The organism is Burkholderia sp. IMCC1007 (assembly GCF_027257875.1).
In the GTDB taxonomy this organism is placed as follows: Bacteria; Pseudomonadota; Gammaproteobacteria; order Burkholderiales; family Burkholderiaceae; genus Burkholderia.
The window spans coordinates 102,642-116,772 of sequence record NZ_JAPVQY010000007.1 but is presented as its reverse complement, the minus strand read 5'-3'; the positions used below and the strand labels follow the sequence as shown (position 1 = coordinate 116,772).

General features: G+C 67.0%; 15 protein-coding genes and 1 pseudogene. 11 read left to right on the top strand and 5 right to left on the bottom strand.

Annotated elements, in window-relative coordinates:
* Window positions 1-79: 79 nt before the first annotated feature.
* Window positions 80-746, bottom strand: a pseudogene (locus O1Q03_RS09475) (OmpW/AlkL family protein); the annotation flags it as partial.
* Between the two features lie 575 nt (window positions 747-1,321).
* Window positions 1,322-1,618 carry a cupin domain-containing protein gene (locus O1Q03_RS09470; protein ID WP_269502997.1) on the bottom strand — a complete coding sequence of 99 codons (297 nt, stop codon included), beginning with the start codon at window positions 1,616-1,618 and terminating at the stop codon, window positions 1,322-1,324.
* Between the two features lie 430 nt (window positions 1,619-2,048).
* Between O1Q03_RS09470 and O1Q03_RS09465 the strand changes: the two genes are divergently transcribed.
* The 3 genes from O1Q03_RS09465 (at window position 2,049) to O1Q03_RS09455 (ending at window position 4,619) form a co-directional block, all read left to right on the top strand.
* Window positions 2,049-2,993: an ABC transporter ATP-binding protein gene (locus O1Q03_RS09465; protein WP_269503131.1), complete on the top strand. Its 945-nt coding sequence runs from the start codon at window positions 2,049-2,051 to the stop codon at window positions 2,991-2,993.
* A 5-nt stretch (window positions 2,994-2,998) separates the two neighbouring features.
* A complete protein-coding gene (locus tag O1Q03_RS09460) occupies window positions 2,999-3,769 on the top strand; it encodes an ABC transporter permease (RefSeq protein ID WP_269502996.1) in 771 nt (256 codons plus the stop codon).
* Between the two features lie 145 nt (window positions 3,770-3,914).
* On the top strand, window positions 3,915-4,619 hold the full coding sequence (locus tag O1Q03_RS09455; RefSeq protein ID WP_269502994.1) for an MBL fold metallo-hydrolase: 705 nt from the start codon (window positions 3,915-3,917) through the stop codon (window positions 4,617-4,619).
* 33 nt (window positions 4,620-4,652) lie between these two features.
* On the opposite strand, the gene O1Q03_RS09450 is transcribed toward O1Q03_RS09455, so the two are convergent.
* Window positions 4,653-4,883: a hypothetical protein gene (locus tag O1Q03_RS09450; protein WP_269502993.1), complete on the bottom strand. Its 231-nt coding sequence runs from the start codon at window positions 4,881-4,883 to the stop codon at window positions 4,653-4,655.
* Window positions 4,884-5,034: 151 nt separating this feature from the next.
* Here O1Q03_RS09450 and O1Q03_RS09445 point away from each other — a divergent pair, with 151 nt between their 5' ends.
* From O1Q03_RS09445 to O1Q03_RS09420, 6 genes are all read left to right on the top strand, one after another.
* Window positions 5,035-6,804, top strand: coding sequence for an ATP-binding protein (locus O1Q03_RS09445; RefSeq protein ID WP_269502992.1), 1,770 nt, complete (start codon window positions 5,035-5,037; stop codon window positions 6,802-6,804).
* Window positions 6,805-7,009: 205 nt separating this feature from the next.
* On the top strand, window positions 7,010-7,441 hold the full coding sequence (locus O1Q03_RS09440) for a YciI family protein (protein WP_269502991.1): 432 nt from the start codon (window positions 7,010-7,012) through the stop codon (window positions 7,439-7,441).
* A 302-nt stretch (window positions 7,442-7,743) separates the two neighbouring features.
* Window positions 7,744-8,634: an alpha/beta hydrolase gene (locus O1Q03_RS09435; protein ID WP_269502990.1), complete on the top strand. Its 891-nt coding sequence runs from the start codon at window positions 7,744-7,746 to the stop codon at window positions 8,632-8,634.
* A gap of 93 nt (window positions 8,635-8,727) precedes the next feature.
* Window positions 8,728-9,627, top strand: a complete 900-nt coding sequence (locus O1Q03_RS09430; RefSeq protein ID WP_269502989.1) for a LysR family transcriptional regulator — start codon at window positions 8,728-8,730, stop codon at window positions 9,625-9,627.
* 96 nt (window positions 9,628-9,723) lie between these two features.
* The gene (locus O1Q03_RS09425; protein WP_269502988.1) at window positions 9,724-10,050 is read left to right on the top strand and encodes a carboxymuconolactone decarboxylase family protein; all 327 of its coding nucleotides are present in this window, start codon (window positions 9,724-9,726) and stop codon (window positions 10,048-10,050) included.
* Window positions 10,051-10,126: 76 nt separating this feature from the next.
* The gene (locus O1Q03_RS09420) at window positions 10,127-11,134 is read left to right on the top strand and encodes an aldo/keto reductase (RefSeq protein WP_269502987.1); all 1,008 of its coding nucleotides are present in this window, start codon (window positions 10,127-10,129) and stop codon (window positions 11,132-11,134) included.
* A 192-nt stretch (window positions 11,135-11,326) separates the two neighbouring features.
* On the opposite strand, the gene O1Q03_RS09415 is transcribed toward O1Q03_RS09420, so the two are convergent.
* Window positions 11,327-11,557: a hypothetical protein gene (locus tag O1Q03_RS09415; protein WP_269502986.1), complete on the bottom strand. Its 231-nt coding sequence runs from the start codon at window positions 11,555-11,557 to the stop codon at window positions 11,327-11,329.
* Between the two features lie 255 nt (window positions 11,558-11,812).
* On the bottom strand, window positions 11,813-12,718 hold the full coding sequence (locus O1Q03_RS09410; protein ID WP_269502985.1) for a hypothetical protein: 906 nt from the start codon (window positions 12,716-12,718) through the stop codon (window positions 11,813-11,815).
* Window positions 12,719-12,796: 78 nt separating this feature from the next.
* Here O1Q03_RS09410 and O1Q03_RS09405 point away from each other — a divergent pair, with 78 nt between their 5' ends.
* Together O1Q03_RS09405 and O1Q03_RS09400 are read left to right on the top strand one after the other, a co-directional pair.
* Window positions 12,797-13,135: a helix-turn-helix domain-containing protein gene (locus tag O1Q03_RS09405; RefSeq protein WP_044844401.1), complete on the top strand. Its 339-nt coding sequence runs from the start codon at window positions 12,797-12,799 to the stop codon at window positions 13,133-13,135.
* A gap of 129 nt (window positions 13,136-13,264) precedes the next feature.
* Window positions 13,265-14,110, top strand: a complete 846-nt coding sequence (locus O1Q03_RS09400; protein WP_269502983.1) for a GNAT family N-acetyltransferase — start codon at window positions 13,265-13,267, stop codon at window positions 14,108-14,110.
* Window positions 14,111-14,131: the final 21 nt, after the last annotated feature.

Here is a 14,131-nt window from a genome sequence, read left to right as displayed (position 1 = left end):
AGGAACGCGACGCGCCGGCCGGATCGCCCCGCCCGGCCCATCGCTGGAAGCCGGCAGCGCATGCTGCACGCCGGACGACTCAGAACTTGTAGGAAATCCCGATGAACGAGATCAGCGGATCGGCCTTCAGCCGTGTACGGGTGGTGGCGAGCGTCGTGCCGTCCGCCGCACTGATCACGAGCGACGAGTAGGTTTTCAGCGGCATATAGGTCAGCGTCGCCGTGAGCGCCCTGTGCTTGTCGATCGCATAGCTGGCGCCGATGTTGTAGACCGGCGTGAACGACGACGATGCCTTGCCCTCCACCGACGTCGGCCCCGGCTTGCCGGCGCCGGCCGCGAGCACGCTGCCGAGGTTCTCGTTGATGTCCTTCGCGAAGTTGCCGTTCAGTTCGATGTTGCTGAACCAGCTGTACGCCACGCCGATCCCGACGAACGGTCGGAACTTCGCCGTTCGGTGCATTGAAGTAGTACTGCAGAATGATTGTCGGGCTCCATTGGCGCGCGTTCTTCACGGCCGGCTGGTTCGACGGATCGTCCATGTTGACGCTGCCGAGCGCGCCGGCCGGGCCCGGCGGCCGGATCACGCCGTGCCCGGTCAGCGTGAACTCGGGCGGCACGCCGAGCACCGACGTCACCGCGATGTGATCGGTGAAGAAGTGCGTGAGCGTGAGGCCGACCGTATCGGCATTGTTGACCGTCAGGCTCGTGCCCGGCGACGTGAACGACCCGGGCAGGCGCAGCGGGCGGCGGGTCGCCGTCGCCGCCGCCGGCAGCAAGCACGGGCGCGAGCGATGCCGCGGCCATCCAATGCTTTACATTCATAGGAATCCAATGCGATCAGAACCGCCGCGGCAGGCAAGCGCGCTCCGAGCGCGCCGTCATGCGGCACGGCGCCATCGGGGAACTCGAAACGGAATAGGCGCGTCGCTACAGCGACGACGCAATGCGATGACGCTCGCGCGCAACTCGCGTCGCGCCGGCGTCAGACGAAAAACAGGAAAACGGCAGTCCGGCTGGCCCCTCGGATAGGCGTCTCATGAAGTGGTCTCCATACGTACGCTTGATTCGTTATCGTGATGCGTCGTTTGTCGAGACTATGAGCGGACGATCCGCACAAGTAAATGGATGCAGAGTTCCAAACGGGTCGCGCCGCGCGATCCTGGCGATTGCAGGCCCCTTGACAGTTTTTCAAACGGCCTTCATTTTCTTTGCTCAGACAAATACCCGGGCGGTATAACGCGCGTTTGAACGATTGCGGCCGACCGGCGCGCAACCCGATGGGCCGGCCCGCGGCGGCCGGCCGCCATGCGGCGGCGCAACGTCACACGTCGACGATCACCAGCGTGCCGTGGCTGCCCGGCAGCACCGCGTGGCGCGTGCCGGCGAGCGCGAGATACATCTGGCCGGCCTCGACCACGATCGTTTGCGCGTCGACCTCAAGCATCAGCCGGCCGTCGAGCACGAGCAGCCCTTCGTTGTAGTCGTGCACTTCCGCTTCGTACGGCTGCGCATCCATGCGCAACACCTTGATCCTGGCCGCCCCGACTTCACCGACGACCGTGGACTTCCAGGCGACGGCCTGCGCGGCCGCAACGGACTTGAAATCGACCAGAGACATGCGCACCGCTCCGCATACGTGAAAGAAACGCATTATCGCGAGCGCCGCGCGCGGCGTCCCGGTACGGCGCGGCGGTGTGTGGGCGGCACAGTTCGCCGCGCCGCTGTCGTGCCGTCGCGCGAACGCGCGATCGACGTCCGCGTTGCAGAAAACAATACTTATTGTTCGCACATCTCAAATAAAGCGCGGCGCTATTGAGCAACGTGCATACATTGGACGCAAATCCGGCACCGACATCGCTCGACCTTTCCACCAGAATGCATTTCCATCTACCGATTGCTAATATGGCGGTCCTGCGATCCCGCACCACAACGCCGTTCGACATGACGCACGCTCGCCATGCCGCACCCGCAGCCGGCCGCTTCGCAGCGGCGGCGCCGGGCACGCGCGGCGCGCAGCGTCGGGCCGACCGGCCGTGCCATCCGTGAGCATGCAACCGATCCTTTCCGTTTCCGACCTCTCCAAGACTTACGCGTCCGGCTTCCAGGCGCTGAAGCACGTGACCCTCGACATCCGCCCCGGCGAGATCTTCGCGCTGCTCGGGCCGAACGGCGCGGGCAAGACCACGCTGATCGGCTCCATCTGCGGGATCGTCACGCCGACCGAAGGCCGCGTGACGGTCGGCGGCCACGACATCCGCGATCACTATCGCGCCGCGCGCGAGATGATCGGCCTCGTGCCGCAGGAACTGACGACCGACGCGTTCGAAACCGTGTGGGCGACCGTGTCGTTCAGCCGCGGCCTGTTCGGCAAGGCGCCCGATCCCGCGTACATCGAGAAGACGCTGAAGGCGCTGTCGCTGTGGGACAAGCGCGACAACAAGCTGATGACGCTGTCGGGCGGGATGAAGCGCCGCGTGATGATCGCGAAGGCGCTGTCGCACGAACCGCGCATCCTGTTCCTCGACGAGCCGACGGCCGGCGTCGACGTCGAGTTGCGCCGCGACATGTGGAAGCTCGTCGACTCGCTGCGTGAAAGCGGCGTGACGATCCTGCTCACCACGCACTACATCGAGGAAGCCGAGGAGATGGCCGACCGGATCGGCATCATCCTCGGCGGCGAGCTCGTGCTCGTCGAGGAAAAGCGCGAGCTGATGCGCAAGCTCGGCAAGAAGCAGTTGACCGTGCAGCTCGAACATCCGCTGGCAGCCGTGCCGGGCGAGCTCGCGCCGTTCGGGCTCGAACGCGCGGACGACGGCACCGCGCTCGTCTACACATACGACTCGCAGCGCGACGACGCGAGCATCGCGAAGCTGATCAACGCGCTCGGCACGGCCGGCATCGGCTTTCGCGACCTGCATACGACACAGAGCTCGCTCGAGGATATTTTCGTGAGCCTGATCGACAACCGCCGCAACGGCGCACAAGGGGCGTAACGCACATGGCCAACTGGAATCTCCACGGCATCCGCGCGATCTACCGCGCCGAAATGGCCCGCACGCGCCGTACGCTGATGCAGAGCATCATCGCGCCGGTGATCTCGACGTCGCTGTACTTCGTCGTGTTCGGCTCGGCGATCGGCTCGCGCATCAGCGACGTGAACGGGATCGGCTACGGGTCGTTCATCGTGCCGGGCCTCGTGATGCTGTCGCTGCTGTCGCAAAGCATCTCGAACGCGTCGTTCGGCATCTACTTCCCGCGCTTCACGGGCACGATCTACGAGATCCTGTCCGCGCCGGTGTCGTACTGGGAAATCGTGATCGCGTACGTGGGCGCGGCCGCGTCGAAGTCGCTGCTGCTCGGGCTGATCATCCTCGCCACCGCCGGCCTGTTCGTGCCGCTGCATATCCTGCATCCGTTCTGGATGGTGCTGTTCCTCGTGCTGACGTCGATCACGTTCAGCCTGTTCGGCTTCGTGATCGGCATCTGGGCCGACAGCTTCGAAAAGCTGCAGCTCGTGCCGCTCCTGATCATCACGCCGCTCACGTTCCTCGGCGGCAGCTTCTACTCGGTCGACATGCTGCCGCCCGCGTGGCGCATCGTCACGCTGTTCAACCCGATCGTGTACCTGATCAGCGGCTTCCGCTGGTCGTTCTACGGGCTGGCCGACGTGCACGTATGGATCAGCCTCGCCGCGACCACGCTGTTCCTGGCGATCCTGCTCGCGATCGTCGCGTGGATGTTCCGCACCGGCTACAAGTTGAAGAACTGACGCGGGTGCGCGCAGTCGCGGATGCTGCAGCCCGGTTCGCGGAACCGGACGGGCGCTGCTAGACTGGATCGGAAGATCGGCCGCTGCCCCCCGCCGCCCGACAGGCGCGGGCCGCACGGCCCCACTCCCTGCGTGAGGATCCCCGATGAGCGCTTCCCGAATCGATACCGTCCGCGACGGCCTGTTTCGCGCCACGACCTTCGTCGATACGCTGAACCTGACCTTCAGCCAGTTCTTCATCCGCTCGCCGCACGGCGACGTGCTGTGTGTCGAAACCGGCACCCGCGCGAACTTCACGCAACTGAGTGCGGCGCTCGACGCCGTCGGCATCGCGCCGTCGATGGTGAGCAGCGTGATCGTTCCGCATTTCGAGGCCGACGAAATGGGCGCGCTGCCCGATTTCCTCGCGGCCAATTCGGCGCTGGTCGCGTACGGTCATCCGATGTGTACATGGGGGCTCGCCGACGTGTTCGGCGTGCGCGCGATTCCGCTGAAGGATGGCGTGCCGACGACGCTGTCGGGCATCGACGTCGTGCCCGTCTTCACGACGCACGTGCATCAATGGGATGCGCTCGTCGTGTATCTGCCGGCGTACAAGGCCTTGCTATCGTCGGACATCCTGATGCGCTTCGGCAACGAGCAAACGGACGACCCGCTGCCCGAGATCCTCGATGCGATCACACGCTCGGACTACCTGCCGTCGCTCGCGCACATGGCGAGCGCACTGCGCCGCATCCAGGCGCTCGACCTCGACATCATCCTGCCGATGCACGGCCCGGCGATCACGCACGACATTCCGCGCGTGATCGCCGGGGTGATCGCCCACTGCGAAGCGGCCGCGGCCGCATAGCGCAAGCGCGCCGCCCGCGGGCGGCTGGCGCGCTCAGGCGCCCGTGACGATGAATTCGTCGGCCGCCTTGCTCTGGATCGAGGCCATCACCGCGAGCTCGCGCTTGCTGTGCGGCTCGCCGGACACCACGCCCGTCGCATGCTTGGCCTTCGCGCCGATCGGAAAGAACACGAACGACGCGCCGGCCGGCGCGCCCGGCTCCGCGCGCAAACGTTTGTTCAGAATCTTCAGGTACTTCTTCTTCGACACTTCCTTCGCTGCCATGGCGCCCTCCGCACGAACGTGATGCAGGTCAGCATACCAGTTTTGGACCGGGGCTCTTGCGCGGCGCACCATCGATCTGCACTAGAATGGACTGGCTTACGCGACTCGCCGCACCCGTCCGGCGCCGCCATGTTCTAATCGGAGCGATTCCATGCATGTCGAGTTGTTCGCGCAGCACCACGATTGTCCGGGCTGGCGAGGAGAAATGGCGCGGCGCATCGCCGCCTTCGACTGGTCGTGCACCGACCTCGGGCCGCTCGACGGCTGGTCGGCGAGCCTCGTCGCGGCAGTGCGCACCGTGCTCGCGTCACCGCTGCCGCTGGTGATGTTGTGGGGCCGGCCCGGCTACATGATCTACAACGACGCATACGCCGGGTTCGCCGGCGGCCGCCATCCGTATCTGCTCGGCACGCCGGTCGAACTCGGCTGGCCCGAGGTCGCCGATTTCAACCGCAACGTGATGAACGTCTGCCTCGCCGGCGGCACGCTGTCCTATCGCGACAAGGAGCTCGTGCTGCTGCGCAGCGGCCACCCGGAAGACGTGTGGATGGACCTGCACTACAGCCCGCTGCCCGACGACGACGGCGCGCCGGGCGGCGTGCTCGCCGTGGTGATCGAGACGACCGAACGCGTGCTCGCCACGCGCCATCGCCAGCACGCTGAAACCGCGCTGCAGGAATCGAACGATGCGCTGCGCCGGCTGACCGAAACGCTCGAACAGCGCGTGGCCGACGCGATCGGCGAGCGCGCGGCGATCGAGGAACAGTTGCGCCACGCGCAGAAGATGGAAGCGATCGGCAGCCTGACCGGCGGCATCGCACACGACTTCAACAACGTGCTGCAGGTGATCAGCGGCAACCTGCAGATCCTCGCCGTCGAGCTCGGCGAATCCGCGAGTGCGCAGCCGCGGATCGAAAGCGCGAACAACGCGGTGCGGCGCGGCGCGCAACTGGCGTCGCACCTGCTCGCGTTCGCGCGACGCCAGCCGTTGTCGCCGACGGTACTGAATCCGCGCCGGCTGATCGACGGGATGAGCGAGATGCTGCGCCGCGCGCTCGGCGAAACCGTGCGCATCGTTCCCGCGCTGGCACCCGACGTCGGCAACGTGCTCGCCGATCGGCATCTGCTCGAAAACGCGCTGCTCAACCTCGCGATCAACGCGCGCGACGCGATGCGCGGCGAAGGCACGCTGACGATCGCCGCGTACAACAGCACGCAATCGGAGCCGGCCGCCGGCACGCCCGGTCCGTCGTTGCCGGCGGGCGACTACGTGACGTTCGAGATCACCGACACCGGCAGCGGGATGACGGCGGACGTGCTCGAACGCGTGTTCGAACCGTTCTTCACGACCAAGCCGGACGGCGAAGGCACCGGGCTCGGGCTCAGCATGGTGTTCGGTTTCGTCAAGCAAAGCGGCGGCCATATGTCGATCGACAGCACGCCGGGCCAGGGCACCACCGTGCGCCTCGTGCTCCCGCGCTGCCACGATGTCTGCGCGGCCGAGCCGGCGCGCGCGCCGCAGCACGATCCGGTGCGCGGCCGCGAGACGATCCTCGTCGTCGAGGACGATACGGACGTGCGCCTGACGGTCGTCGAGATGCTCGCGCAGCTCGGCTACAAGGTCATCACGGCATCCGACGGCGAAGCCGCGCTGCGGATGCTCGACAGCGGCATGGAGATCGACCTGCTGTTTACCGACGTGATCATGCCGGGCCGCATCAAGGGCGGCGAACTCGCGCGGCGCGCGGCGCTGCGCACGCCGCCGTTGCCGGTGCTGTTCACGTCCGGCTACACGCGCGACGAGATTTTCCATGCAGGACGGCTCGACCCCGGCATCATGCTGCTCAGCAAGCCGTACCGCCGCGACGAACTCGCGACGCGGATACGCAGCGTGCTCGATGCGCACGTCAAGGCGGCGTGAGCGGCCGATCCGCGCGCTGGTGTGCGCGGCGCTCGGCCAACCGGGCATGTCGACGAGCGCCGGCCGCCCCGTCATCCACCTTCGAAATTTTTTTCGCAGCCGATGTCGATTGACGCGATCGTCACGCGTCGTAGTGTCGTAACCGGTCGTTTTGCGGTCCGCACGGCCGGCCGCCATCCCCTTTCCCGTTCAAGGAGCAGCAACAATGCGCGTCATGGTGATCGTCAAGGCAACGGCCTCTTCCGAATCGGGCGCGATGCCCGATACCGCCCTGCTGGCCGCGATGGGCCAGTACAACGAAGAACTCGTGAAGGCCGGCGTGATGCTCGCCGGCGAAGGGCTGCACCCGAGTTCGCGCGGCAAGCGCGTGCATTTCTCCGGCAACGAGCGGACCGTCATCGACGGCCCGTTCGCCGAGACCAAGGAACTGATCGCCGGCTACTGGGTGTGGCAGGTGAAGTCGATGGAAGAAGCCGTCGAATGGGTCAAGCGCTGCCCGAACCCGATGCCGACGGAGTCGGACATCGAGATCCGCCAGATCTTCTCGCCGGAAGACTTCGGCGCGGAATTCACGCCGGAGCTGCAGGAACAGGAAGCGCGGCTGCGCGCGGAGATGGAGGGCAAGCGTAACGCGTAAGTGGGCGCGGCCGGCCGCGTCGCGGCGCGGAGCGGCGGCAGCGGCGGTAGCCCGGTCAATCGTCGGAACAAACCGTTCGACGACGCGTCGCGCGGGTCGCGCATCACCTCGATACGTTACCCCCGATGTGGTGCGCACTCGTGCGCTGTCTCGGCTGACGCGTGCAGCGGCCCCGCCGCGCCGGCCACCTGACAACTCGTATGTTTCGCCGAAATATGGCTGAAAGGCGCGATTGCTAGAGTCGCCTAACAGGGTTTTCCCGATGCCCGACTGCCAAACGAAAACGACCCATGCGAGGCTCCATGAACCTGGTACGCGCGTTCTGGCTACTCCTGCTGCTCGCTGTCGCGGGCCCGGCCCTCGCCTTTCAGGCGCGGGTCATCGCGATCCCGAGCGCGGCGATGAACGAGACGCTCAAGGCAACCGTCGTGCTGCCGGACGACTACGCGCGCCTGCGCCACGGCCCTGAACGCGGCGTCGAACGCTTTCCGGTCGTCTACCTGCTGCACGGCTCGGGCGGCGACCACACCGACTGGACCGCGAACACGCAGATCGCCGCGCTGGCCGATCGCTATCACGTGATCCTCGTGATGCCCGACGGCGGACACGAAAGCTGGTACATCGACAGCCCGTTCGACTCCGGCAGCCGCTACGAAACCTTCGTCGGCGACGAAGTCGTGTCCTATGTCGACATGCACTTCAGGACGATCGCGACCAAGGGCGCCCGCGCGATCACCGGGCTCAGCATGGGCGGCTTCGGCGCGCTGCGCATCGCGCTCGACCGGCCCGACACGTTCGGCGCGGTCGGCAGCATCAGCGGCGCGGTCGACCCGCGCTGCTGCGAGGACGAGCCGGGCATCGACCACGTGTTCGGCGACCCGGTCCGCCATCCGTCGTTCTGGAATCGCAGTGCGATCATCGCAAGCGCGCGCGCGTTCGTCCGCGCGCACCTCGACATGACGATCGACTGCGGCCGCGACGACTCGTTCGTCGGCTCGAACCGCACGCTGCACGAACGGCTCGTCGCGCTCGGCGTGCCGCACGACTATGCGGAGCGGCCGGGCGGCCATACGTGGGACTACTGGGCGCATGCGATCCACTACCAGATGCGGTTCTTCGCGATGTCGTTCCAGCACGGCGGCTATGCGTACCACCCCGCGCCCCATGCGCCGGGCATGACACGCGCGGGCTGACGGGCACGGCGCAGCCCTTCGCATCACGCAGCTAGGCGCGGCGCGGCGAACCCGATGGTACGATGCGCTGGCATCGACCACCCACGTTCCTCCATGCCGCGCGACAACTTTGCGGACCTGCTTGCCTTCATCGCCGTCGCACGCGAGCGCAGCTTCACGCGCGCGGCCGCCCGGCTCGGCGTATCGCAATCCGCACTCAGCCATACGATCCGCTCGCTCGAGACGCGTCTCGGCGTGCGGCTGCTCACGCGCACGACGCGCAGCGTGTCGCCGACCGAAGCCGGCGAGCGCCTGCTGCTGAACCTCGCGCCGCGCTTCGACGAAATCGAGGCCGAACTGTCCGCGCTCGCCGAGCTGCGCGACAAGCCGGCCGGCACGGTGCGCATCAACGCGACCGACTACGTGATCCGCACGGTGCTGTGGCCGAAGCTGTCGCCGATGCTGCGCGACTATCGCGACCTGAAGGTCGAGTTCGTGACCGACTACGGGCTGTCCGACATCGTCGCGGAACGCTTCGACATCGGCGTGCGGCTCGGCGACCAGGTCGCGAAGGACATGATCGCGGTGCGCATCTCGCCCGACCTGAAAATGGCGATCGTCGGCGCGCCCGCGTATTTCGCGCAACGCGAGCGGCCCGCGACGCCGCAGGATCTCGTCGCGCACGACTGCATCAACCTGCGGCTGCCGACCCACGGCGCGCTGTACGCATGGGAACTCGCGCGCGGCGACGACGCACTGCAAGTGCGCGTCGACGGCCAGGTCACGTTCAACGGCACCTACGAAATGCTCGACGCGGCGCTCGCCGGCTACGGCCTCGCGTACGTGCCGGCCGAACTCGCGGCGCCGCATGTCGATGCCGGCCGCCTCGTCAGCGTGCTCGACGACTGGTGTCCGACGTTTCCCGGTCATCACCTGTACTACGCGAGCCGGCGGCAGTCGTCGCGCGCGCTCGCGCTGATCGTCGACGCGCTGCGCCATCCGGCTCACTCATGAACCCGCGCGATAAGTGCATGCGAATTATTGGGGATTATCGCTAAGCGTATCGGTGACTACCATCGTCGATGTCTTCAACGTGACCCGGAGCCATCGATGTCCGAACCGACTTCTCCCGCGCGCCGCGCGTTCGGCGCCATCGCGCCGGCCCTCGCCGATTACACGGACGACGTGCTGTTCGGCGACGTGTGGCAGCGCCCCGGCCTGTCGCCGCGCGATCGCAGCCTGATCACCGTCGCGAGCCTCATTGCGCTGTATCGCGTGAACGAGCTGCCGTTCCATCTGAAGAAAGCGCTCGACAACGGCCTCACGCGCGACGAGCTGATCGAGGCGATCACCCACCTCGCGTTCTACTCGGGCTGGCCGACCGCAAGCTCGGCGCTGCCGATCGCGCAACGCGTCTTCGACGAAGCGGGCGTGTGAGCGCAACGCACGGCCGGCACCTTCTCATTCAACCGACTTGAACCGACGCGGGCGCACGCCCGCATGGAGTCTGCATATGGATTACCGCTATCTCGGGCGCAGCGCGCTCAAGGTGTCGCCGCTGTGTGTCGGCGCGATGATGTTTGGTGGCGAAACCGACGAAGCGACGTCGGTGCGCATCATCGACAAGGCGTTCGACCAGGGCGTCAACTTCATCGACACGGCCGACGTCTATCACGCCGGACGCTCGGAAGAAATCGTCGGCCGCGCGATCGCGCGGCATCGCGACAGCTGGGTCGTCGCGACGAAATTCGGCTATCCGGCCGGACCGGACGCGGGGCCGAACCGCCAGGGCCAGTCGCGCAAGTGGATCTTCGAATCGGTCGACGCAAGCCTGAAGCGGCTCGGTACCGATTACATCGATATCCTCTATTTCCATCGCGCGCTGACCGACGCGCCGCTCGACGAAGCGATGCGCGCGGTGGCCGACCTGATCCGGCAAGGCAAGGTGCGCTACATCGGGCTGTCGAACTTCAAGGGCTGGCGCATTGCCGAGATCGTGCGACTCGCGGATCAGCTCGGCATCGACCGGCCGGTTGCGAGCGAACCGCTGTACAACCTCGTCGATCGCACGGCCGAGGTCGAACAGCTTCCGGCCGCCGCGCATTACGGGATCGGCGTCGTGCCGTACAGCCCGCTCGCGCGCGGCGTGCTGACCGGCAAGTATGCGGTCGATGCGCAGCCGCCCGCCGATTCGCGCGCGGGCCGCGGCGACCGGCGCATCCAGCAGACGGAATGGCGGCCGGAGTCGCTGCACATCGCGCAGCAGGTGGCCGCGCATGCGGCTGCGCGCGGCACGACGTCGGTCGCGTTCGCGCTCGCGTGGGTGATGAAGAACCGGATCGTCAGCTCGACGATCGCGGGGCCGCGCACCGAAGCGCACTGGGACAGCTACGTCGATGCGCTGGCGCTCGAACTCGGCCCCGACGACGAGCGCTTCGTCGATGCGCTGGTGCCGCCTGGGCACGTGTCGACGCATGGTTATACGGATCCCGGCTACCCCGTCGAAGGACGGAAGGTTTGACGTCGGGAGAGTGAAGCGGGATGCGCGCTGCCCGCCGGCATGATGCGGCGATCGCGATTGCAAGCGCGTGAAGAACGAACGACTGACGGGCCGGACGGTGTGGTCCGGCAAGCGCGTGAGCGGGTGCCGTGCGCGTCGAGCGACGCGGCGAAAAACAGAAAAGGAAAAACGAAGACGGCGGCGGCCGCGAACTCAGTTGCCGCGCGCCGCGTCGGCGCTCACCACGCGATCGAAAAATTCCTGCGCTTGCGCCAGTTCGTCGAGCGCGCGATCGAGGCGCGACATCGCGCGTGCATATTCCGCCGACGAGATGTCGTCGTCGCTTTCGCCGCGCAGGGCGCGAAACGCCTGATCGACATTGCGCGTCGCTTCGACGAAGCGTTGCGCGGCCCGGGCTTCCTGCGAACAGATGTGGGTCGACATCGACACTTCTCCCTCAGGGTTGCTGTGTGAAGCAAGCCGACGCTCAGTGTGCGTCGCGCGCATGTCGACGGCGTGAACGCATCGACCGCCGCACAGCGTGCTTCGAGCCGATTGTCGCTCGGGGTTCGCGGATCCGCTATGGCGAGATTGCAACAAATTCTTGCGCGCGCCGTGACGATGGCCGCACCAGCGCGTGCGTTGCATGCGCATACGCTTCGCTGCCGATGTCACGCGCCGCACTCGGCGGCGCAAACGTCACGCGCGCCCGATGCGCGGATGCGTCAAGCCGCCGAACGCCGCCGCTTCACCGGGCGACAGATCGAACAGATCGCCGGTGGGTTCGCGCGGATGCTCGGTAGCGGGACGACTGCGCAACCGCGCCACATGCGCGGGCGCGACATAGGCGGCCGCCGTTTCGATCGGCGGCACGTCGAACAGATCGCGCGTGACGCCGCGCACGGCGTCCGTCGGTGAACGGCCGCGCAGGCGCGCAACCAGTTCGACGAAGCGATCGAAATCGCCGGCGCGTGTCGCCTTGTTCACATCGGCGAGATCGCGCGCCTTCAGCACGCACGGCTGCGCGAGCCGCACAAAATACGGTGCCTCGAGCTCGACCGACAGCGCGAGCGGATAGCTCTTTCCCGTTTGTTCCTTTGCACGCCCGATGCAGTCGACCACGGCCGCGCCCTGCGCGACGCCGAGCGGCTTGCCCGTGCTCACGCTGCGCAGGTGATCCGGGAACACGCGCAGTTGCGTGCCGACCGTCAGCGCGGTGGACGATGCGCACACCAGCGCGTAGTGCTGTTCGCGACGCCGGCCCGACGGCAGCGTCGAGCGGCTCGCGATGAACGTGTGCGGCGGCAGCGGCCGCACCTGGCCGCTTGCGTCGACCCATGCATTCCACAGCAGTGCGTCTTCGCGCTTGCGTTCGCCCGGCCGCGTGCGCGACGCGACCGGCGAAAACAGCGCGAGCAGCGAGCCCGTGCGATGCGCGGCGACTTGCGCGCTGCTGCCGAGCGGCTGGTTGATGCCCCACAGAAAACGCCCGCCTCCGAGCCGCCGCTCCCACTCCTTGCGGAGCACGACGGTCGGCAGTTCCTCGCCGGACTCGGTACCGATCTTCGTCCAGCAGAACGTGGGAGGGAGGTGTTTCAGTGTCATCAACTTTCTCGGAATACAGCCTCGCTGGTGACAGCAAGCCCATTCAACAACCGTAACTGTATAGGTATAATGCATCGCATGGAAGCCCCGGACCACGATTTTCCTGTTCAAGACCTGTTGCGCCGTCTGATGGCGGACACGCGCTCGTCCAGCGAAATCGCGCGGCTTTCCGGCGTGAGCCAGCCGACCGTGTCGCGTTTGCGGTTGTCGAACGGGCACCGGCTGCGGCGCAGCGCGCCATTCAACAAGCTATGCAGTTTCTATGGTGTCGATACCGGGCCAGCGCGCCGCCGCTACAACGACCTGCTGCGCGACGCGATCGTCGACGCGTGGGACGGCTCGGACGAGCACGGCCGCGCGCTGCTCGTGGTGATCCAGGGATTGAAGGATCTGCAGGCGAAGGCGGACGACGGGTGATGGTGCAGCGGGCACGCAGCACCGCCCGCATCGACCGGCAATTCGCGCACCGTCAACCGCGCGAAACGACCATGCCGATGCCCGTCGCCGGGACTATGATGGTTCGGTCAGCAGCCCCGGGGGCGAACCGTGGATCGAGACGAAGACTTCATCGTGCGCACCATGTCGGCGGACGACGTCGCCATGTCGGTCGAATGGGCGGCCGCGGAAGGCTGGAACCCCGGGCGGCACGACGCGCAGTGTTTCAGGCAGGCGGATCCGGCCGGCTTCTTCGTCGGCGTGTTGCGCGGCGAACCGGTCGCGTGCGTCGCCACCGTCGCGTACGACGCACACTTTGGCTTCCTCGGCCTGTACATCGTCAAACCCGCGTATCGCGGCCGAGGCCTCGGCATGCGAATCTGGCGGCACGGCATGCGCTACCTTGGCGATCGCAACGTCGGCCTCGACGGCGTCGTTGCCCGGCAGGCTGACTACGGGAAGTCAGGCTTCCGCATCGCGTACCGCAACATTCGCTATCAGGGGCACGTAACCGGCATCGGATGCGCGCAGGTGGCGGCAGCGGCCGACGTGCCGTTCGAGCAGTTGCTTGCGTACGATCGCCAGTGTTTCCCCGCCGCGCGCGAGCGCTTCGTCTCCGCGTGGATCGCCCAGCCCGACGCCGTCGCGCTCGCGGCGCTCGACGCAGGCCGCGTCGCCGGATACGGTGTCGTGCGCCGCTGCCACACGGGCTGCAAGATCGGCCCGCTCTTCGCCGACGATGCAGACGTCGCGACCGGGCTGTTTCATGCGCTGGCGGCGCGCATGCCCGGCGAGACGATCGTGCTCGACGTACCGGAAACGAACCCTGCGGCCGTCGCGCTGGCGGAACGGCACGGCATGACGAGCGTGTTCGAAACCGCGCGGATGTACACGCAGCACGCGCCCGCGATTGCGATCGAGCGCGTGTTCGGCGTGACGTCGTTCGAGTTGGGATGACGGCGCGAACGAGCGGGCCCG

Coding starts and splice junctions, on each gene's coding strand:
- O1Q03_RS09470 (WP_269502997.1), bottom strand. CDS start 1,618: ATGTCTCTGGTCGATTTCAAGTCCGTTGCGGCCGCGCAGGCCGTCGCC.
- O1Q03_RS09465 (WP_269503131.1), top strand. CDS start 2,049: ATGCAACCGATCCTTTCCGTTTCCGACCTCTCCAAGACTTACGCGTCC.
- O1Q03_RS09460 (WP_269502996.1), top strand. CDS start 2,999: ATGGCCAACTGGAATCTCCACGGCATCCGCGCGATCTACCGCGCCGAA.
- O1Q03_RS09455 (WP_269502994.1), top strand. CDS start 3,915: ATGAGCGCTTCCCGAATCGATACCGTCCGCGACGGCCTGTTTCGCGCC.
- O1Q03_RS09450 (WP_269502993.1), bottom strand. CDS start 4,883: ATGGCAGCGAAGGAAGTGTCGAAGAAGAAGTACCTGAAGATTCTGAAC.
- O1Q03_RS09445 (WP_269502992.1), top strand. CDS start 5,035: ATGCATGTCGAGTTGTTCGCGCAGCACCACGATTGTCCGGGCTGGCGA.
- O1Q03_RS09440 (WP_269502991.1), top strand. CDS start 7,010: ATGCGCGTCATGGTGATCGTCAAGGCAACGGCCTCTTCCGAATCGGGC.
- O1Q03_RS09435 (WP_269502990.1), top strand. CDS start 7,744: ATGAACCTGGTACGCGCGTTCTGGCTACTCCTGCTGCTCGCTGTCGCG.
- O1Q03_RS09430 (WP_269502989.1), top strand. CDS start 8,728: ATGCCGCGCGACAACTTTGCGGACCTGCTTGCCTTCATCGCCGTCGCA.
- O1Q03_RS09425 (WP_269502988.1), top strand. CDS start 9,724: ATGTCCGAACCGACTTCTCCCGCGCGCCGCGCGTTCGGCGCCATCGCG.
- O1Q03_RS09420 (WP_269502987.1), top strand. CDS start 10,127: ATGGATTACCGCTATCTCGGGCGCAGCGCGCTCAAGGTGTCGCCGCTG.
- O1Q03_RS09415 (WP_269502986.1), bottom strand. CDS start 11,557: ATGTCGACCCACATCTGTTCGCAGGAAGCCCGGGCCGCGCAACGCTTC.
- O1Q03_RS09410 (WP_269502985.1), bottom strand. CDS start 12,718: ATGACACTGAAACACCTCCCTCCCACGTTCTGCTGGACGAAGATCGGT.
- O1Q03_RS09405 (WP_044844401.1), top strand. CDS start 12,797: ATGGAAGCCCCGGACCACGATTTTCCTGTTCAAGACCTGTTGCGCCGT.